Below are 19,741 nucleotides of genomic sequence, written 5' to 3' on the forward strand. Positions count from 1 at the left end.
GGGCTTCCGGCTTCGAGCGGCCGCCTACAGCGCCACCACGTTCACGTCGCCACCGAAGACGCGCTGCACCGTCGGCACCAGGTGGTCGTGGTGGCTCAGGAAGATCACCTGGGTGCGCGTGGAGAGTTCGGCCAGCGCCCGCAGGCCGGCCTCGGAACGGCCGTCGTCGTAGTTGATGAACAGGTCGTCGGCGATGAAGGGCAGGGCGTGGCTCTGGGCCAGGTGCATCTCCAGGGCCGCCAGCCGCAGGGCGAGGTAGAGCTGGTCGCGCGTGCCGTCGCTCATGCCGGCGATGGGCACCACCTGGCCGTCGGCGCGCAGGCCGTGCAGGGTCAGCGGCTCGCTGTCGAAGTCGACCGACAGCTTCTGGAACGAGCCGCGCGTGAGCCCCGCGAAGATGGCGCCGGCCCGGCCCAGGAGCGGCCCCTGCCGCGTCTCGCGGTAGCGGTCGATGGCCCACTTGAGCAGGCGCGAGGCGGTGTGCACGCGCACGTAGCGCTCGGCCGCGTCGGCCATCTCGGCCAGGGCGTTCTGGCGCTGCGACTCGGCGCGCGCCGCGTCGTCCTGGCCGGCGATCCGCCCCAGCGCGGCCTCGGCCTGGGTGATCTGGACCGTCAGCGCATCCTGGGCCTGGCGCACCTCGTCGAGCTGCGCGGCGAGCCCGGCCGTGCGCGCGGGCACCTGCGCGGCATCGACGGCGGCGACCTCGGCCTCCAGCGCCTCGATCGACAGGCCGTCGCCACCGGCCTCGAGCGTCCCGAGGGCCGCCTCGACCGCCCGCGCGAGCCGGCGCTGGTGGTCCGAACGCGCGACCAGGCCACGCAGGCGGTCGTGGCTGGCCGCGTCGGCGGCCTCATGCCGGCCCGGTTCCCCGTCGGCGCCGTCATCGGCACCGCCGTCAGCATCGGCGGCGCCGCCGCCCTCGCCTTCGCCCGCGAGCCGCAGCAGGGGCGCGAGCATGGCGCGCGCGCGCGCCACGCCGGCGGCGGCGTCGCGGGCCTGGGCCTCGCGCGCGGCGCCCTCCTCGCGCAGGCGCTCGGCCTCCCTGTGCGCGTCGCGCGCATCGGCCAGGCGCGCCGCCAGTTCGACCGCCGCGGCGCCGCGCTCGCGCCCCGCCAGTTCCGGCGCGACGGCGGCCACCACGGCGGCGGTCTCGGCGTCGAAATCCGCCAGGTCGTGGCGCATCGCATCGACGCGCTGATGGCGCAGGTCGCGGATGCTCTCGAGGCGGCCCTCGATGGCCGCGATCGCGTCGAGCGCACCCTCGCCACCGGCGACGTCGATGCCGCCGGCGTCGTTCCCGTCGGGGTCGAGGCCGATGCCGCGCACGGCGACGCGCCAGTCGGCGTGCCAGGCGTCGAGCGCCGCGCGCGCCTGCGCCGTCGCGTCGCGCTGGCGTTCGAGCGCGGCGGCCAGCGACGCCTGCTGGCGCGCGAGTTCCTCGGCGCGCGCGCGGGTCTCGGTGGCGCGCTCGACCGCATCGCCCGCGAGCACGATGGCCACGGCCAGGGGCGCGGCGGCGTCGCACGCGATGCCGGCGCCGTCGAGCGCGGCCCGCAGCGCGCCCGAGGCGGCATCGCGCGCGCGGCGGCCGGCGGCCAGCGCATCGGCCGCCTCGGTGCACGCGGCCTCGGCACGCAGCACGCGGTCGCGCGCGGTGCGCCAGGCCTCGACGTCGCGCAGCGCCAGGCCGTCCAGCCCCAGGGCCGACGCGACGGCGCGCCAGTCGGCCTCGCCGGCGTCGCGTCGCGCGCGGTGCGCGGCGGCGCGCGCAGCCGTGTCGTCGAGCTGCAGCTGCAGCCGCTCCAGCGCGTCGAGCCGCGCCTGCAGCTCGCCGGCTTCCTGCGCCTTGTCGTGGCGCTGATCGGCCAGCGCGTCGGCGTGCCGGAGGCGGGCCTCGAAGTCGGGCGCCGCTTCCGGCAGTGCGACGGCACCCGCGCGAAGCGCCGTCCAGGTGGCGTCGCGCCGGGTGCGCGCCTCGGCGAGTTCGGTCCGGCTCACCGGCTGGTGCGTCCTGCGGTACTGCGCAACAGCCAGCCGCTGCGCCGCGGCCTGGGCCCGCAGGTCGGCGTGGCGTTCCTCGGTGGCGTGCAGCGCCTGCGCGTCGTCGGCCTGGCGCCGCAGGCGCTCGCGGATGTCGGCCTCGGACGGCGGCACCAGCGCGCGCAGCGCGGCCGGGTCACCGCCCGCGCGGCCGAGCGCGGCGCGCGCGGTCGCGCGGTCGCGCTCGGCCGCGCGCAGCAGCGCCGCGTCGCGCGCGAGGGCGGCATCGGTGTCGCCCAGCGCACGCGCCTCGGCCAGCGCGACGCGCAGCACCGGCGGCACGCTGGCGACCGAGAGCACGCGCCCCTGCGCCTCGAGCGCGGCGCGGTCGGCTTCGCGGTCGGCCAGCGCGGCCTCGGCGGCGCGCCGGGCCTGGTCGAGCACGGCGAAGCGCTTGGCCAGCGTGGCCACGGCGGCGCGGCGCGGCAGGGTCGGCAGCCGCGCGGCGAGCGCCTCGGCGTCCGCCACCGTCCAGCCGAGCTGGCGCGCCCGCGCGGCGGCCTGCTGCCAGTGCACGTCGATCTCCAGCAGGCGGCGCTCGATGTCGCGGTCGTGGTTGCGCACCTGCTGGTGGCGCGCGGCCAGCGCCTCGATGTCGGCGGCGTGGCGAAGCAGCCGCTCGTCGGGATGGATCCGCGCGCGCCGCGCGCGCACGTCGGCGGCCTGGGACGCGAACAGCGCGTGATCGCGTCGCGCGCCGGCCAGCGCGACTTCGGCCTGCGCCAGCCGCGCGGCGGCATCGGCCGGCAAGCCGATCACGTCGCCGAGCGCGCGCAGTTCGGCCTCGGCCTCGCGCCACTGGCGCGACGCGACGGCCACGCGCCGCACGCGCTCCAGGCGCAGGCGATCGGTCTCCAGCGCGCGATGGCGCTCGCGCAGCGCGTCGCGGCGGCCGGTCAGCTCGTCGAGCGCGCGCTGGCCCTCGACCCAGTCCTTGGTGCGCACCGTCGCCTGCTTGAGGGCCGCGTCGGCCTGCGCCAGGCGGTCGGCGGCGACGTAGTACGCCCGGCCGCCCGACTTGCGCGCGCCCCACAGGCCGTCGGCCTCGCGCTCCAGCTGCTCGCGCACGGCGCCCAGCCCGCCGATGCCGGCGGCCGACTGGAACAGGATCTGCCCGATGTCGTTGGCGCTGTCCAGGATGTCCTGCCCGCCCCGGACCAGGCGCGGGTGGTCGAGTCCGAACATCTGGTCGAAGAAGCCGCGCTCGGTGTTGCCCAGGAAGGCGGCCAGCGCCGCGTCGGTGACCGGCTCGCCGCCCGGGCCCAGCAGCGACCGGGTGCGTGCCTTGGTGCGCACCACGTCGAGCGACTCGCCCGCGTGGACCAGCGTGGCGCCCAGCCGCATCTCGGCCTTGGTGTGCAGGAAGTCGTAGGGCGATCGCAGCTCGATGCCGTAGAGCAGATCGAGGATGGCGCTGCGGGTGGTCGACTTGCCGGCCTCGTTGACGCCCACGACCAGGTGGAAGTCGCGCGGCGCCGCCGGAAAGGCGAGCCGGCGGTCGGTGAACTTGCCGTAGCGCAGGAGGTCGAGGTGCTGGAGGCGCATGGGGGATGTGATCGTCGGGTCGTCTTGTCGTCGGGGTCGGCGTCGATGCCGGTCGGGCGGCCGCTCCGCCTACTGGGCCTGGGCGAGCCGCGCGAGCAGGCCCGGCGTCACCGAATGCACCAGGGCCGCCATGTCGCCCGCGCGGATGGCCTCGAACTCCGGCACCGCGTCAGTCAGCTCCGAGGGCGCCTTGCCCGTGAGCTGGCGCAGGTCGTCGCCCAGGCTTCGCAGGAACGCCTCGTCGAGCGTCACGTCCGCCAGCAGGGCCTGCAGGTCGGCGATGGCGTCGGAGCGCTCGCGCACCTGGTGCGCGTCGGCCAGCGGCTGGGTCTCGACGCGGACCTTCTCGATCCACAGCCGCTCGCCACCGAGCGCGGCGGCCTGCGCCAGCAGTTCCTCGCGCAGCTGGCGGTACTGGCCGAACAGCTCGCCATGCGCGGCGCTGCGGCCGGTGACGGTGACGCGCACCGACAGCGGCCGGCGGTCGGACTGGCGCGCCAGCAGCTCGCCCAGCGCACGACCGGCCAGCGCCACCACGCCGGCCAGGTCGGCCGCCGCGCCGGCGTCGACCTCCAGGCGTTCCCAGCGCAGCACGTCGACGATCAGCCGTTCGACCGAGACGATGCCGCCCTCGTCGGCCGTGACCAGCACGGCGCCGCGCGGCCCGGTCTCTCGGATGTGGCGTCCCTGCAGATTGCCCGGGAAGACGACCCACGACGGCTCGCGCTGGAGCACCGCGTGCTCGTGGACGTGGCCGAGCGCCCAGTAGTCGTAGCCGCGCGCGTTCAGCTCGGCCAGCGAGCACGGCGCATAGCGCGCGTGCGCCGCGTCGCCTTCGAGCGCGGTGTGCAGCACGCCGATGTTGAGCCAGCCGGCCACCGCGTCCGGATAGCCCACGGCCAGGTTCTCGAACGTGGCGGCGTCCTTGAAGCCGCGCCCGTGCAGCGCGACGCGCAGCGACTCGATGCGGTGGGTGGCGGCGCGGCGCGTGTCGAAGACATGGACGTTGGGCGGAAAGCCCAGCCGGCGCGTCATCTCGCTTTCGGCGTCGTGGTTGCCGTAGAGCAGGTGGACCGGGATGCCGGCCTGGTGGAGCCGTCCCATCTCGCGCACGAAGAAGCGCCCGGTGTTGAAGTCGCGCCAGGCCCCGTCGTAGAGGTCGCCGGCGATGACGACGAAGTCGACCGCGAGTTCGATGGCCTCATTGACCAAGCGCGAGAAGGCGTCCCGTGTGGCATTGCGCAGAAGCTCGACCGGCGCGTCCTGGTAGGCGGCAAGGCCGCGCAGCGGGCTGTCGAGATGGATGTCGGCGGCGTGGATGAATCTCATGGTGTGGGGCTCTTTATAGCCCGTGTGCGCCTCTTTCGGCCAATCGCTTGACTTTGCACTTCATTACTGAAACTTGACACGCCAGTCGATCTCAACACCTTCACATTTTGAACTTACGATAATCAGAATAATTGAAGTCGAACGCTGACGCGTCAGAGCACGAATTTGGTTCGTTCAGAACTGTCCTCACTGCTCTTGAAATTCAATCATGTAAGTTCCGTTATACACACCCGGATTGAATTCCACTTTGCTCCCGGACAACGCGAACACAACTCGAACACTTGGATTCCCAGTAAAAACTGGCGATGTTCCTCTCGTCAAATCGATCGCAACCGGGAGTGGCATTTCATTCACTGCCACAAGTATCGGATGGACATTGACTTGATTACCCTTGTTATCCATCGTCACAGGCATCTGCGTTGCCACTCGAAGGCGATAGCGGCCTGTCTCATCGCATCCGGAAATATTGCCTTGAACTGATTGTGCTCCAGTGGTATTCATGATCCCATTGACGATGCGTGCAAAATGGAGCGTGGCGTGGTCGGTGCTCACTACGGAACCCATATTCAGCATCGGGAACCTGCATTCTGCCAGCGCTGGCAACGAAAAAAACATGCACGGCACCAAAACCGAATGGTAAAGAGAAATTTTCATTTTACGAATACGCTCAATATTCTTCGATCATCACTTTCATCACTGTTCATGTTGATCTTAGCGTCAACTCCTATCGAATAAGCAATCTTTATCTCATCGCCAGGATTGGCATTTGCCGGGACAGCCACTCGCTGGCCAGGCAATACATACCCATTGAATTGATTCGATCTACCCGGAGAAACATTGATGCCTATTGCATGGATATGCTGGAGCACTTTCCCTGGGTTGTAGAGTACCAGCATGGTCTTCGATTCGTCGATGGCTCCGCCTCGCTTCGGAGAAAAGGCATTGCCGGCCCTAATGCTCTCGACCACAAGGTCTTCAGCTTTCAACGAACTCGGCCCACGGACCACGAGCGGCAAGGACACCGTGGGCTTCACTGTCACGTTCAAGCCACTGCTCTCCTGCTCACGGATGACATCCTGATTTTCAGCACGATCGAATTCCTTCAAAATGATCCGATAAAATGACTCGTTGTCGGCCGCCAGCGGAACGGTCGACTTTATCATTATCGATTTTCGAGTGGATGGGGACATCCGAAGCAACTGCGGATACACGGTGAAATCGTCGGTTGCCTCCAAAACATACATATTGTCTTTGCGCTGCGTCCATTTGTAGACTCTTGCTGCCACGAAAGTCGGTTTGTCGGTCGACAGCCCAATCAAAGGAAACTCAACACCTTTCGCGAAGGCTGCCGGCGTCTCCGCAACCATGAATTTGGTGAAGGTGATCGTCGCATGCGATGCAGAACTGAAGAACACCATAAAGGCCAACCAGATCATTCTAATCATGCTGAAACAATAACCGACAACTCCAACTCCAATATTACTCATCTTATTTTCCTTTGCTCAATAGGTTAATGACACGCAAGATTCTGGATCTGGGAAATGCCATTGAATTGATTTCTGCCGGAAAGGCGAGACCTAATATCTTCAATGCCGATAGTGCAGTTTTTTTCCTGCTCTCCTATCTTCCAGAATACTTTCACTTCTTTCTCAAGACGACCTACATCCTCGATGTAGATTGATCCGTCATCTTCGACGGGCGTGGCCAATCCCATGACATCCGCGTTCATCGCGACTCCCTTCAGGCCTGGGGGAGACCGGACAAATATTCGAACAGGAGTTGCAAGGTGTGTGCTGACATCGACGACATATCCCCTGTAGGGATGTACGGCACCATTCAATATGTTGTCCGGAACTTCCAATCCCATGGGCCCATTTTGGGAATCGACATGAGCCTTCAAGAATTGATAAGGTCGTGAGAAAGGAATTACTGCGTTGCCTGACCGATCCGTCATAGTGGTTGGCTTCAAATTCAATTCTTGGAAGACACCTTCGTTTGGCAGATCAGGAGCCCTCACGACCACGACCGAGTTGCCGATGCTTCGACCCGTGACCACTTCGTCGCCAGTCAGGATCACCGCCCCCCGCATCGATGCACTGCCTGACACACCGCCGCTGCCAACCCGGTAGCCACTGGCGGTCACTGAAAGCCGGTCGGACTCATATTGATAGTTGCCTTGCGCGTCGCCACCCGTGGCGAACGACGTGTTGTACGAGTCCGATTGATTCCAGCGATTTTCACGCGCTCCCGAAAGCGTTGCGACGGTGCGATCCCTTCCAGCACGACGACCATCGAGCCGACTCGACTGATGGCTCAGGGTCGCTTGCAACGAACCATCCAGAGGCAAGGACCAGTACACATTGATGCTGCGCTCTTTGCTGCCATATCCGCTTGTCCCGGTGCGTGCGAAGACACCCCACGATCCGTAACTTCCCAGGCTTCCGCTCACCTGAATGTCCACATAGTTGGAACGTCGGGGCTGGTTGACATAGTCCGTCGCAGTGAATCGAAGCGATCCCGAAATTCCAGGAATGAAAAGTGGCGTGCGGACGTACATGCGCAAGTCCCTTTGGACAAAGGAACCCAAATAGGCGGACTGCGCAACGGCGTTCGCGTTGCCTGTTTGGTCATAACCACCGGCGAAGACACCGCCATTGGCGTTTCGACTGAAATCCGCGCCAACGGAAATCCTTTGGCTGATTGTCTTGTCGTAATAGCCGCGCACCGCCCAGCCCCGGTCGGTCAGCCCGGCAACGGGGGTCTCGACCGGAATCTGCCGGCGTTGTGTGGCCCAGTTGAGTCCAGCGAGGCCGATTCCAAACGGCAGCCGGGCGTCGACGCCAAGATTGAAAGTCTGGCCCCCTCGATCCAGCAAGGTGGCCAGTTCACCCGTGACGTCATTCGTCATGCCATATCGAAGTCCGCCCGTCACCGCAGGAACGAATGAACCGCTCCTCGTACGGATGCGACCTGCATTGGCGTTCCACTCCAGCCCTCCCTCCTTGAACAGTGGCAACTGGCGAAAGGTCAGGAAAGGCAAGTCCAAGGATGTGGCCTTGCCGTCCACGCCGATGATCTCGATGGTGCCGCCAGGTGGCAGCCCGTCCAGTACCGAAGGGTCGATGGAATACGGTCCGGCAGGCAGAGGAATTTGACGCAGTACGGCGGATCCGACGCGATAGGTCATCACGCCCGGCACGGACAGGTAGCCTGACAGACCCCGAGGTCTGCTTGCCTGGATGAAGCCCTGGTTGTCGACGTTGGCCTTGGAAATTCCCAGACCATCAAAAGTGTTCGACGCGATGAGTCCGTGCTCCGGAAGACTTGCGCGACCGACAACCAGCGAAAGACGTCGATCGAACCAGCTTCTCCGGTAAGCGGCATCGGTCAGAATGGCGGACATCTTCCCATCCTGCAGAGACAGCAAATCCGCGCCATTGGACGTCGTGTTCGATGTGAGTGTTGCACTTCGGGTGACGACACCACCGACATCGAAGGCATTGCTACCCAGTCGCAAGCCCCCCGCCAGGCCGCCTGAGAAATTCGTGTCGCCATTTACTCGAAAACCGCCGAGGTTGTAATTCAGGAAACCGAGATTTCCCGGCCTCAGCTCCGGTACCACAGGCACGGTCGGCGTGTTTTCCAGAATGGTCGACTTGAACGATGAAGCGTCCAACTCCAGTTCGAGGGTATCGCCCACATTCCTGATCGATCGGGTGAGCAACAAGCAGAATCGACGATTGGATCGCATTACCTCGCGCTCGCATTTCAAATTGGCATTTTCCGCCACCGCCGTCTCCAGCATCATGTATTGACTGGCAGCGCTGTACCAAGCCGGACCTTGCGAGGTGCCATTGATCAGAACATCTCTGGCGAGCATGGGCGCGGAGAAGAACTCCGGGCTGACGAACTTTTTCGCTTCGACGCCAGAAAAGGAAATGGATGGAATCCCGAATGAAATCGCCACTGCTGCGATGGTGGATTTTTTCAGCTTGATACGACGCACTGGAAACCTTGATTTCGGGAATTATCTAATCCGCCTTGCGTAGGCGAATGACAAGGACGCCTCCACCTTCGATCCGAAAGGCAGGAGACGTCCATTCACTGAAATTTGGTTTAGAACGTCAGAATGACGGTCGATGCCAATGTGTAGGTGCCGGCAACAAAGGGCGTGGCCAAGAATGCGGCTTCATTGGTAGCAAAGAAAGTTCCCAGTCGGTAGGTCCCCACCAAGTCTTGTGCGGCACCAGTGCCGGTGCCCGTGACTCCCGGATCGGTTGCACGCGCATACTGGTTCGCCACCGTTCCGGCGGCGTTGTCAGAATAGATCACGAAAGGGACCACCGTGAAAGCGGTGTTGTTGCTGGGGTCCTTGACCGGAAGGTAGTGCGACTGCTCTGAGGTGTCTGCCCAATTGACAGTCCATGCCGTGCCTACCGGGCAGTTGACCGTCGCCATCGTGATGAAATTGCTACCTTGCTGTCCGCCATTGGATCTTTGGAAACCTTGGTTCACACCGTAGTCGTTATAGGTCTGCCCGGTGGTGAACGCTCCGATATTTGGAGAATGTCCAGTGATCGAGCAACCTCCGGTGACCGTGAATGTCATGCCTGCGGGAGAGGTTACAGTCGCGGCCTGAGCCAGACCAGCCGACAGAAGGAGTGCACCGAGCATTGCGCTGGCAAGTTGTTGCTTCGGGAAAAAGAGTTTCATGGTTCACCTGTTGAATTGATGGTCAGCGGCTCAATTGCCGCCGCTGCATTATCCTCAGGCCCAATAGCAACCCTGCTAGACATTAAGAATAGTTCATTATTACTTATGTTGCTTGATCGTTGGAAATTGATTATAAAATAATCATTTAGTTTTATATCCAGTTTCTTTGTCTTAATTATTTATACATACTGTCTAATCTTTAAAATCTTTGGCCATCGCCGTTACGACCTCATTTTAAAAACGTACCATCTGATTTTTCAAATGCATTCTCATTCTCTAAGAAATTGAATTTTTGACTGTTTCGGGGCTAAAAATTTCAATGATGATATTATGTTTTCTGAAACGCGAATTCTTGAATTTACAAGTCATTGTCTGGATTGAGGTTCAGATTTTCAACGTCGAGCTAGGCTGTATCTGAAATCTCAAATTAGCGATCATCGTCTCAGTGACTACTTCTTACGCAGTCGTCACTGAATCGACTTCATTTCAGGCATCCGTATTTATCTTGTCACGAACAGGCGGGACACTGTGGTCGAAGAATTCTTTATTCAGGTCCGTACGTACTCCACGAATCGCTAGAGCGACCATTTAAACGGTGCAATGACATGCAGCCGATACGGCATCGGTCACGTCCCGGGTTTCGGCACCCGTGCACGGGCAGGCCGAACGTGTGACTTGGAAGAACAGCGCTTTTCCGCCATCGTGGCGGGCAGCGGCATCGCCAACTGGGTGAGCTACGCAGGGCAGAACGGCATCAACGAATGGCTGCGGCCCTACTTCGGCACCACGGTGTACGAGGACGCGGCGCCCTACCGCGCCGCGTCGCCCATCGAGGCCATGCGCCGCGCGAAGTCGCCCACGCTGCTGTACGTGGGCGAGCGCGACATCGAGACGCCGGTCGCCCAGTCGCTGGAGTACTGGCGCGCATTGCGCGCGCTGGGTGTCGCCAGCACGCTGATGGTGTACGCGGGTGAAGGGCATGCCATCCAGTCGCCGCAGAACGTCGCCGACCTGAACCGCCGCATCGTCGGCTGGTTCGACAGATACCTGCCGGGCCCGCCATGACCCCCACCGCGCGCGCGCTCCCGATGGCGTGCATCCTGGCGGCGGCCTGCTGCGCGAGCGGCAGCGTTGGGGCGGCACCGGCCTGCTCGTTCGAGGAGCCGGAGACGACGGTGTGACCGCCTCGTCGACGGACGAGCGCTTCGTGCGCGCCACGTCCGCGACCTACCACTGCACGGGCCTCACGCCGGACGTCTATTGCTACTTCTGCGCCGGCCCGCAGGGCGGGGGCGCCGCTTCCGATCTTGCGGGCACCGACGGCGCTCCGGCGGCACGCCCGCTCAACCTGTTCGGCCAGCCGCTGTCCGCCGGCGATCTGCTGCGGGCCTTCCGCGCCGATGGCCCGACCCGCGAGGAAACCGTGCCGTTGTTCCGTCTGGGCATCCGTCCGGCGCCCGGTGCGGCAGCGGGCGTGGAGCGGTCGCGTGGCATGCAGACGGTGGATGTGGTGCAAGGCGGTGCGGTGTTCTCGTCGCGCGAGGGGTGTCCGGCCAGCCGGCCCGTGGCCCAGGCGCGGGTGGACGTGGCATTGACGATGGTGCGCACGGCATCCTGCGACGTGACCCTGTCACCGACGCTGGCCTTCGGCCGCGCGCCGCCGAGCTGGGACGCCCTGCCCGACCCGGCCAGCCGGCTTCGCCTGCGCTGCGTCGCGAGCGTGTCCTGGCGGGCTTCGCTGGACGCCGGCGCGAACGCGTCGGGCGACGGTGCCTTGCGTCGGCACCTGGCACCGCAGCGACGGGCCTATGGCGTGCACGTCGGTGCCGCAGGCACGGTGGACTTCACCGGCGCCACGGGCCACGCCGGCGCCGCGTCGTTGCTGATGCGCGGCCATCTGCCCGACGATCATCGTGCCGAGGGCATGGGCGGCCAGACCGACACCCTGGTCGTCACGCTGGATTTCTGAGATCGAGCGTCCGGAGGTTCATGCGCGCAGCGCGATGCTCCTGGAACGCGGCCATGTCATGGCTCATGTCTGGGAGCCGGCGCCACCCACCAGCGCGGCGACGCACACCACCAGCACGCTGATCGCGAGATCGAGCAGCGATTGCCCGAGGGAATTGCCGGGCGGATCGACCTCGAAGTCTTCGGTGGGTACGGGCACCATGGGAAGTCCTGGAATGGCAAGAAGGAACGAGAGACGTTGGGCAGGTGATTGTCTTGGCGAAACCGCGCGCGACGAACGACCGTTAATTCACTTGCATATGGCCGAATGCATCGATCGATGCATCGCCCGTGTTGGCATGAGGAAACGTCGCCGATCGCATCCGGGAGGGAACGGGGTCGATCCCGGAAATCCGGTCTCCGCTGGACGGACGGCGCCGTGCTGCAGGGCTCGGGCATGGTGTTTTGGACACTCCAAACGACGAATGGGTCGCATCGTTGCGGATGCGAGCCATTGATCTATATGGCGGAGTGGACGGGACTCGAACCCGCGACTTCCAGCGTGACAGACTTCGACTGCAATCTTTCACGGACCCTCACAAAAGCAGACTACCTTTGGTGGTCGTTCATCTTCTATGACGGGTTATGTCCGCAAATTGAAATCCAGCGATTCTGGGAAGCCATCCAGCACACGTTTTCCGCAGGATTCGCGGCGCATCGATGCGCCACCACATTCGACGGCGCTGCACAGCGTCGTTTCGTCTTCATCTCAGGACGCACTTCCTTCTCATCCTGAATGAGCCTGCAGGCGGCCTTGAGCGTGATTTCGGCATCAGGCGACAACCTGGCTGGGAATGCGGATGTCATCGATCGCCGTAATCTGGCAGTTGGGGCGCTGCTCGCGATCCTGACGAGACAGCACCTGCGGTTTGAAGTGCGCGCTGGACGTGCTGCGACTGGGGCGCAACACATTGACGCCGTGCAGGCGGGCATGGCTCATCCACGCGCAAATCTTGTCTTCGGGCACTGACAAGCGCCGAGTCAGCCACTTGGCGCCACCAGCGTCAACAGCCAATCGTGTTTTGCACGACAGTCGAGCCAGCTCTCGGGATTGCTCTCCTGGAACACCATCCTGCGGATCGCGGCGGCCTGCATGCACGATCTCGTCCATCGCCACTTCGCTCTGATCCATCAGCGCGTTCTCGCCTCGTTTGCGCCTGGCGCTGCGCCCGTCGATCCAAGGGGCCGAGTGCCCTCTTCAAGCGCCAAACAGGCATGGTCAGGCACCATCTCTTGAGCGGCGTAGTCCGGGCTGCTCGGAAACGAGGTTGGATTGACCAACGGGCGCTCCTTGAACTGCGGCTGCCTGTATGGGTAGCGCAGACGGCCAGCCGCCGCGCGACAGCGCCACGGCCGCCCGCAGCGCGGAGATCAGCGCTGCGACGTTGGGACGATTCGAGCTGCCCCTGGCGACCGCTGCCGATACGCCCCGCGAAAGCGCCGGGCGCAACGGGACGATGGCCAGATCGGAATCCCGGCGCATGGCCTGGGCGCCGAACAGCGGAAGCACCGCCACCAGGCCGGCGGTCCGCACGAAGCTCAGGGTCGCCATCATGTTCCGGCAGCTCGCTCTAACTTGCGGCGTGAATCCCTGCTTTTGGCAGGCCTGCATCACCATGGAATGGAAAGAGGCTGACGCCTGATTCAACGCCCAGCCATCCGACGCCAGTTCGACAAGACGAATCGATTTTTTCCCGGCGCAAGGGTGAGCCTTGGGCAGCACGGCAACGAACGGGTCATGGCACAGGGCACGAAGCTCGATCATCGAGGCAAGCGCATCGAGGTTCACACGGTCATCGACGATGGCGACGTGCACCTGCTTTGCAGCCGCGGCACGCAGTCCGTCGAGGGACTCGAGCTCGCTGACGTGCACCTCCAGCAACGGGTATTGGCGCCTCAGCGTGGCGACGGCGGGCGGAACGAGTGCAGCCAGGGACGAGCCAAAGCCGCAAACCTTCAGTTCGCCGGAAACACTGGCGCTGGCAGAGGCCGTCTGCGCTTCGATGTCTTCGAGCAGGCCAAATAGTTCTGGAAGCCTTGCCGCGAGCTGCTTGCCCGCTGACGTGAGGACGATGCCGCGCCCACTGCGCTCGAACAGATTGCAGCCGACCTCTTTCTCCAGCAGAGAGAGCTGTTGCGACACCGCCGGCCGCGTGAGGCCGACCACATCGGCGACCTTGGTGATCGAGCCCAGCGCGCACAACTCCTGCAGCAAATGCAGGCGTTTCAGGTCGTACATGACATCTCCATCCGTCAGCAATTCTTACGCTGGATGTTAGTCGGACGGGCCTTTTCTTTCGCCTTCGATGTTCCTAAAGTGCATGAAACGCCTGACATTCAAACGATGCGCACATCTCCTACTCCTCCCACCAGCGACGCCTTCGGCAACCTCATCGACCCCTCGGTGGGGTACGCACGAGGCCAGATCCTGCGGTCGGCATCCGATGAACTGACGCGGCTACAGCATTGCAAAAGGATCGCGACGGAACGCCTGCTGGCGCGAGGAAGCGGGTCGATCGGAACATTCACCGGCAACCGCCGCGACTTTCCGATCCGCGCTGGCGATGCGTCCACGCTGTGCGAGGAATGGATGGGCGCCGGCTTGATCGAAAGCGAACTGCGCGCCGCCGTGCTCGAGCACATGGGCGGCGGCCCTCATGACGGCGTCGCGGTTCTCAACCGCACGACCGCGGCACTCATCGCGGCGATTGCATTGCTCGCGAACGGCCGACCCGTTCTCGCCATCGCCGCTGCAGGAGGGAACGCGCATGCAGCAGCAGGCCGCGGATGCGCGCTTGCCAGAGTGCCGTTGATCAACATGGACATGAACGGACCATGGCGCGAGCGACTGGAGGTCGACCGTCCCGCACTCGTCATCGTGACCACGGTCACCAGCAAGCTCGAAGTCATGCGCGACGCCGAGATTCGCGCCGTGACGACCAGCGCACGGGCTGCGGGCGCCATCGCCCTGCTCGACGATGCCTACGGCGCACGGTTGCGGCCCGTGCTGCACGCAGGCAGCCTCAGCCTGCAGCTGGATGCACCACTCGCGGTGACCAACTGCGACAAGGCGGGCCTGTCGGGCCCTCGTTGCGGCATTCTCGCGGGCCGGTCCGATCTGGTGAACGCAGTGCTGACCCAGGCGTCGGAATGGGGAATGGAAGCGCGGGCACCTGTGCTTGCCGGCGCACTTCGCGCACTGCAGAACTACACATCGTTAGACCTCCTTCGAGAGTCGGCAGAGGGCCTGGCGCTCTGCAGCGCCGTGGCGGCGCTGTTCGATGCGGGCAGCGTGATTCACACCGATCTCGGCCCCCTCGTCCCGGAGGAAGTCGTTTTGCGCGAGGTGCTCCGACGCGCGGGCATGGACGCCAGGCAGGCGCCGATCGCGCCTTGTGAAGCCACGGCAGCGGTGGCGGTCGTGATGCTGCGGGATCACGGAATCCTGACGACGAATACCCATGGACAGCCCGGCGCCAACGTCGCGTTGAGACTCAAACCAACGCGGGACGCGCTCGCCATCGCGGGTGGCGTGGAGGGCGTGGTGGCCGCCTTGTCGCACGCCATGGACGAGATATCCAGCGCACTCCCCTCGCCCCCGAAGATTTCTGCGCTTCTGGGCATTGACATCCCCGACCTTTGAATTCTTCCATCCGCTTCTTCAAGGAATCCACATGTCCATTACGCGATTGCGCGCCTTCCATCTCGCCGTGGCCGCACTGATGTTGGCCACTCAGTTCGAACCTGCGAACGCCCAGGCATTTCCATCGAAACCGATTCGGCTGGTCGTGCCCTACTCGGCGGGCGGTGGCTCGGACATCGTCGGACGCGCACTCGCCCAAGCGGTTGGCGACCAGCTGGGCCAATCCATGGTCGTCGACAACAAACCGGGAGGCTCGGCGACGATCGGCTCCAGCCTGGTCGCGAAAGCGCGCCCCGATGGCTATACGCTTCTGTTGGCCGATTCGCCGCATGCAATCAACGCTGCCGTCTTCCCCAGTCTTCCGTATCGGACGCTGGAAGATTTCACACCGATCGGCAACGTCGGCCAGATGCCCCTCGCGCTGGTGGTCAATCCGAAACTGCCCGCCAAGAACTTCCAGGAATTCGTCGCCGAAGCGAAAGCCAAGCCTTTGAACCTCGGCTCCGGTGGAAACGGAACGCTCACGCACCTGGTGGGCGAACTTATGAAAGAGCGCGCCGGCATCAGCCTGGCCCATATTCCATTCAAGGGGACAGGCCAAGCCATCGCTGACCTCATGGCAGGTCACATCGAAAGCATGGTTTCGACAACGCCGGGCATCGTCGGTCCCGTGCACTCGGGCGCGCTGCGAGCGATTGCGGTCACCGGCAACACGCGCTCGGCTTCGCTGCCCGACACGCCGACCTTCGCAGAGGCTGGCCTGCCCGGATTCGTCGAATACACCTGGTATGCCGTCCTCGGCCCGGCCGGCATGCCGGCAGATGTCGTCGCGAAACTCAATGAAGCGATCGCGGCGGCACTTGCAACGCCAGAGCTGCGCAAACGTCTTAGGGACGTCGCTGTCGACGCGCGGCCAAGTTCACCCGCCGACCTGGGCCGCGCGATCGGCACGGACGTCCAGAGATGGACAGCATTCGTCAAGGAGCACAAGGTCAGCATGGAGTGACGACGGGGCCTTCGCCGTGCGCGACGGATGAGGTGCTGCTGGCCATCAAGCGCCATGACTTGGCCGACTCATTTCTGCTGTTCGGCAACCTGGATGGCCAGCGCTATACGAAATCGCGATGGGGAAACTGTCGGGCCCGCTAATGACGACCGCAGAGGTCTGCGCCGAGGCACTGGACAGCGCCGTTCAAGCACTTCAGCCTGCAGGACTGTCGACACCAGGGCGTAACGGACAAGCTGGAGTGCGGCGACACCGATACGAAGAACGCGACGCTGCACACGAGCGACGCCATGCTCGTGCGCCATTACGACCGCCGGGCATCGAAGAAAGCGACCCCAGCCGGCTAGGCATATTCCAAAGTCTCGAAATTGCCCTTCCAAAAAGCCAAATGGGCTACGCCATTGCTGACGTAACCCATTGATCTATATGGCGGAGTGGACGGGACTCGAACCCGCGACCCCCGGCGTGACAGGCCGGTATTCTAACCAACTGAACTACCACTCCTGGTAGACAACGTTCACTCCTTGCGGAGCCAAGTGCTGACGACTTGTGCCGGCTTCACTTGCGTGAAACTGGCGACCCTACGGGGATTCGAACCCCGGTAGCCACCGTGAAAGGGTGGTGTCCTAGGCCTCTAGACGATAGGGTCAAAACCTTAGGAACCGCGTTGCGATCAACGCTTGTCTTCTCGACGCCTTCAAATGAATGGTGGAGGTAAACGGGATCGAACCGATGACCTCTTGCATGCCATGCAAGCGCTCTCCCAGCTGAGCTATACCCCCGTGGTGTCGAGCCTTGAATTATATACCTATATTTTCGGGTTGCGCAAGCGGCTCGAAATTTCTTCACAAGAAAAGAGCGCGAGCACCGCGTCGAGCGACGGCGTCTGCGGCGTGCCCAGCACGAGCACCCGCACGGGCATCGCCAGCACGGGCATCTTGAGACCATGCGCGACCAGGGTCTCCTTGATGGCGGCGGCGATCGACGCCTTCTCCCACACGGCGACGTGCTCGAGCTTGTCGGCCAGGGTGACGAGCGCGGGGCGAACGGCGTCGGTCACGTGCTGTGCCACGTCGGCCGGCGCCGGGGTCACGTCGGCATAGAACCTGGCCGCCCAGGCCGCCAGCGCCACGGTGGTGTCGCAGCGGTCGCGCAGCAACGCGCAGATCTGCGGCAGTCGCGCATCGGCGTCGATGCCGTGCCGCTGCTTCATCTGCGCGGCGACCAGCGCCGTCAACGCGCCGATGTCCATGTGCTTGACGTAATGGGCGTTGACCCATGCCAGCTTGGCCGGGTCCCACTGCGCGGGGCTGCGCGAGAGGTGGCTGCCGTCGAACCAGTCGACCATCTGCTCGCGCGTGAAGATCTCCTCGTCGCCGTGGCTCCAGCCCAGGCGCGCGAGGTAGTTGAGCATCGCCTCGGGCAGGTACCCGTCCTCCTGATAGGCGGTGACGCTGACGGCGCCCTTGCGCTTGGAGAGCTTGTGGCCGTCGTCCCCCAGGATCACCGGCACGTGGCCGAACAGCGGCAGCGGCGCGCCCAGGGCATTGAAGATGTTGATCTGCCAGGGCGTGTTGTTGACGTGCTCGTCACCGCGGAAGACGTGGCTGATCGCCATGTCCCAGTCGTCGACGACGACGCAGAAGTTGTATGTCGGCACGCCGTCGGGACGCACGATGATCAGGTCGTCGATCTCGCGGTTGTTGATGGTGATGGGGCCCTTGACCAGGTCGTCCCAGGTCACGTCGCCATCGACCGGATTGCGAAACCGCACCACGGGCTTCACGCCCTCGGGCACCGGCGGCAGGGTCTTGCCGGGTTCGGGCCGCCAGCGGCGGTCGTACAGCGTCTTCTCGCCGCGCGCGCGCTGCGCCTCGCGGGCCTCGTCGAGTTCCTGGGGCGTGCAGTAGCAGTGGTAGGCGGTGCCCTGCGCCAGCATGCCCGCGATGACATCGGCATAGCGCTCCAGGCGCTGCATCTGGTAGATGGGACCTTCGTCGAAGTCGAGGCCGAGCCAGCGCATCGACGCGAGGATCTGCTCGACGGCGTCCTGCGTGGAGCGCGCGACGTCGGTGTCCTCGATGCGCAGCACGAACTGGCCGCCGTGGTGCCGCGCGTAGGCCCACGAATAGAGCGCGGTGCGGGCCGTGCCCAGGTGGAGGAAGCCGGTGGGCGACGGCGCGATGCGGGTTCTGACGGGACGGGTCATTGCGAAACGGAAGGTGAAGCCGGCAGCGTGGCGAGACCGCGCGCGAGGTCGTCCTGGATGTCCTGGATGTGCTCCAGGCCGACGGCCAGGCGGATCAGGCCCTGGCCGATGCCGGCGGCCTGGCGCTGCACCTCGGTCAGGCGCCCGTGCGAGGTGGTGCCGGGGTGCGTGATGATCGACTTGGTGTCGCCCAGGTTGGTGGCGATGCTGATCACGCGCGTGCTGTCGATGACGTGGAAGGCGTTGGCCCGCAGCGTCTCGGGCGAGTCGCCGCGCACGTCGAAGGAGACCACCGCCCCGCCCTGCCCCGACTGCTGGCGCATGGCCAGCTCGTGCTGGGGATGCGAGGCCAGACCGGGGTAATGGACGCGCGACACGGCGGGCTGTGCCTCCAGCCAGCGCGCCACGGCCAGCGCGTTGGCGCACTGGGCCTGCATGCGGATGCCGAGCGTCTCCAGCCCCTTGAGCACCACCCAGGCGTTGAACGGCGACAGCGCCATGCCGGCGGTGCGAACGACGGGCCCGAAGACGTCGACGATGAGCTTCGACGGTCCGCAGATCGCGCCGGCCATCACGCGGCCCTGGCCGTCGAGGTACTTGGTGCCGGAGTGGATGACCAGGTCGGCACCGAGTTCGACGGGACGCTGCAGCGCCGGCGTGCAGAAGCAGTTGTCCACCGCCAGCAGCGCGCCGCCCGCGTGGGCGATGTCGGCCAGGGCGGCGATGTCGCACACCTCGGTCAGCGGGTTGGTGGGCGTCTCGGCGAACAGCAGGCGCGTCTCCGGGCGCATGGCGGCGCGCCATTCGGCGACGTCGGTCTGCGAGACGAAGGTGGTCTGGACGCCGAACTTGGCGAATTCCTTGCCGAACAGGTTCAGCGTCGAGCCGAAGACCGAGCGCGAGCACACGACGTGGTCGCCCGCCTTGAGCAGGCCCATGCACATCATCAGGATGGCGGCCATGCCGGTGGAGGCGGCGATGGCGGCCTCGGTGCCCTCGAGGGCGGCCAGACGCCGCTCGAAGCTCGCGACCGTCGGGTTGGAGGTGCGCGTGTAGGTGAAGCCTTCCTCGGTGCCGGCGAAGCGGCGCGCGCCGGTGGCGGCATCGGGCTGGACGAAGCCGCTGGTCAGGAAGAGCGCTTCGGCGTGTTCGCCGTACTGGCTGGGGGCGAGCGCGGTGCGCAGCGCGAGGGTGTCGCGGTGCAGGCCGTCGGGCAGGGTGCGGTCGGTCATGGGCGGGGTCGGGT

Annotated in this window: 16 protein-coding genes and 3 tRNA genes; 5 read left to right on the top strand and 14 right to left on the bottom strand. The window is 64.8% G+C overall.

The genetic code is table 11. The features are described from left to right. Positions 1-24: 24 nt before the first annotated feature. From NF681_13980 to NF681_14005, 6 genes are all read right to left on the bottom strand, one after another. Complete coding sequence (locus tag NF681_13980) at positions 25-3,588, bottom strand: AAA family ATPase (protein UST53421.1); 3,564 nt, start codon at positions 3,586-3,588, stop codon at positions 25-27. A 69-nt stretch (positions 3,589-3,657) separates the two neighbouring features. After that, positions 3,658-4,917: a DNA repair exonuclease gene (locus NF681_13985; GenBank protein UST53422.1), complete on the bottom strand. Its 1,260-nt coding sequence runs from the start codon at positions 4,915-4,917 to the stop codon at positions 3,658-3,660. Positions 4,918-5,103: 186 nt separating this feature from the next. Continuing rightward, positions 5,104-5,469 (bottom strand): hypothetical protein, encoded by a 366-nt coding sequence (locus NF681_13990; GenBank protein ID UST53423.1) that lies wholly within the window; start codon positions 5,467-5,469, stop codon positions 5,104-5,106. Positions 5,470-5,567: 98 nt separating this feature from the next. Continuing rightward, positions 5,568-6,353 carry a fimbria/pilus periplasmic chaperone gene (locus tag NF681_13995; protein UST53424.1) on the bottom strand — a complete coding sequence of 262 codons (786 nt, stop codon included), beginning with the start codon at positions 6,351-6,353 and terminating at the stop codon, positions 5,568-5,570. A gap of 74 nt (positions 6,354-6,427) precedes the next feature. Then, on the bottom strand, positions 6,428-8,923 hold the full coding sequence (locus tag NF681_14000) for a fimbria/pilus outer membrane usher protein (GenBank protein ID UST53425.1): 2,496 nt from the start codon (positions 8,921-8,923) through the stop codon (positions 6,428-6,430). A gap of 110 nt (positions 8,924-9,033) precedes the next feature. Then, the gene (locus NF681_14005; GenBank protein ID UST53426.1) at positions 9,034-9,630 is read right to left on the bottom strand and encodes a hypothetical protein; all 597 of its coding nucleotides are present in this window, start codon (positions 9,628-9,630) and stop codon (positions 9,034-9,036) included. A 675-nt stretch (positions 9,631-10,305) separates the two neighbouring features. Here NF681_14005 and NF681_14010 point away from each other — a divergent pair. Together NF681_14010 and NF681_14015 are read left to right on the top strand one after the other, a co-directional pair. After that, positions 10,306-10,695, top strand: a complete 390-nt coding sequence (locus NF681_14010) for a S9 family peptidase (protein UST53427.1) — start codon at positions 10,306-10,308, stop codon at positions 10,693-10,695. A gap of 28 nt (positions 10,696-10,723) precedes the next feature. Next, on the top strand, positions 10,724-11,599 hold the full coding sequence (locus NF681_14015; protein UST53428.1) for a spore coat U domain-containing protein: 876 nt from the start codon (positions 10,724-10,726) through the stop codon (positions 11,597-11,599). A 63-nt stretch (positions 11,600-11,662) separates the two neighbouring features. On the opposite strand, the gene NF681_14020 is transcribed toward NF681_14015, so the two are convergent. Continuing rightward, positions 11,663-11,800, bottom strand: a complete 138-nt coding sequence (locus NF681_14020) for a hypothetical protein (protein UST53429.1) — start codon at positions 11,798-11,800, stop codon at positions 11,663-11,665. A 339-nt stretch (positions 11,801-12,139) separates the two neighbouring features. Here NF681_14020 and NF681_14025 point away from each other — a divergent pair, with 339 nt between their 5' ends. Then, positions 12,140-12,373 (top strand): hypothetical protein, encoded by a 234-nt coding sequence (locus NF681_14025; GenBank protein ID UST53430.1) that lies wholly within the window; start codon positions 12,140-12,142, stop codon positions 12,371-12,373. Between the two features lie 36 nt (positions 12,374-12,409). On the opposite strand, the gene NF681_14030 is transcribed toward NF681_14025, so the two are convergent. Beyond that, positions 12,410-12,769: a hypothetical protein gene (locus NF681_14030; GenBank protein UST53431.1), complete on the bottom strand. Its 360-nt coding sequence runs from the start codon at positions 12,767-12,769 to the stop codon at positions 12,410-12,412. A gap of 87 nt (positions 12,770-12,856) precedes the next feature. Next, positions 12,857-13,876 carry a LysR family transcriptional regulator gene (locus tag NF681_14035; protein ID UST53432.1) on the bottom strand — a complete coding sequence of 340 codons (1,020 nt, stop codon included), beginning with the start codon at positions 13,874-13,876 and terminating at the stop codon, positions 12,857-12,859. Between NF681_14035 and NF681_14040 the strand changes: the two genes are divergently transcribed. Next, a complete protein-coding gene (locus tag NF681_14040; protein ID UST53433.1) occupies positions 13,853-15,280 on the top strand; it encodes a selenocysteine synthase in 1,428 nt (475 codons plus the stop codon). The two genes, NF681_14035 and NF681_14040, sit on opposite strands and share 24 nt — an antisense overlap. Positions 15,281-15,311: 31 nt before the next feature. Continuing rightward, the gene (locus NF681_14045) at positions 15,312-16,286 is read left to right on the top strand and encodes a tripartite tricarboxylate transporter substrate binding protein (GenBank protein ID UST53434.1); all 975 of its coding nucleotides are present in this window, start codon (positions 15,312-15,314) and stop codon (positions 16,284-16,286) included. 427 nt (positions 16,287-16,713) lie between these two features. Here the strand turns inward: NF681_14045 and NF681_14050 are convergent. The 5 genes from NF681_14050 to NF681_14070 all read right to left on the bottom strand — a co-directional run bounded on the left by NF681_14050 (position 16,714) and on the right by NF681_14070 (position 19,727). Next, a tRNA-Asp gene (locus NF681_14050) sits at positions 16,714-16,790 on the bottom strand. 69 nt (positions 16,791-16,859) lie between these two features. After that, positions 16,860-16,935, bottom strand: a tRNA-Glu gene (locus tag NF681_14055). Between the two features lie 57 nt (positions 16,936-16,992). Continuing rightward, positions 16,993-17,068 (bottom strand) — tRNA-Ala (locus tag NF681_14060). A 26-nt stretch (positions 17,069-17,094) separates the two neighbouring features. Further along, the gene (gene gltX, locus NF681_14065) at positions 17,095-18,495 is read right to left on the bottom strand and encodes a glutamate--tRNA ligase (GenBank protein ID UST53435.1); all 1,401 of its coding nucleotides are present in this window, start codon (positions 18,493-18,495) and stop codon (positions 17,095-17,097) included. Continuing rightward, positions 18,492-19,727: an O-succinylhomoserine sulfhydrylase gene (locus NF681_14070; GenBank protein UST53436.1), complete on the bottom strand. Its 1,236-nt coding sequence runs from the start codon at positions 19,725-19,727 to the stop codon at positions 18,492-18,494. Before NF681_14070 ends, gltX begins: the two co-directional genes overlap by 4 nt. Between the last annotated feature and the right edge of the window lie 14 nt (positions 19,728-19,741).

It is taken from the genome of Comamonadaceae bacterium OTU4NAUVB1, from assembly GCA_024372625.1.
Lineage (GTDB): Bacteria > Pseudomonadota > Gammaproteobacteria > Burkholderiales > Burkholderiaceae_C > Variovorax.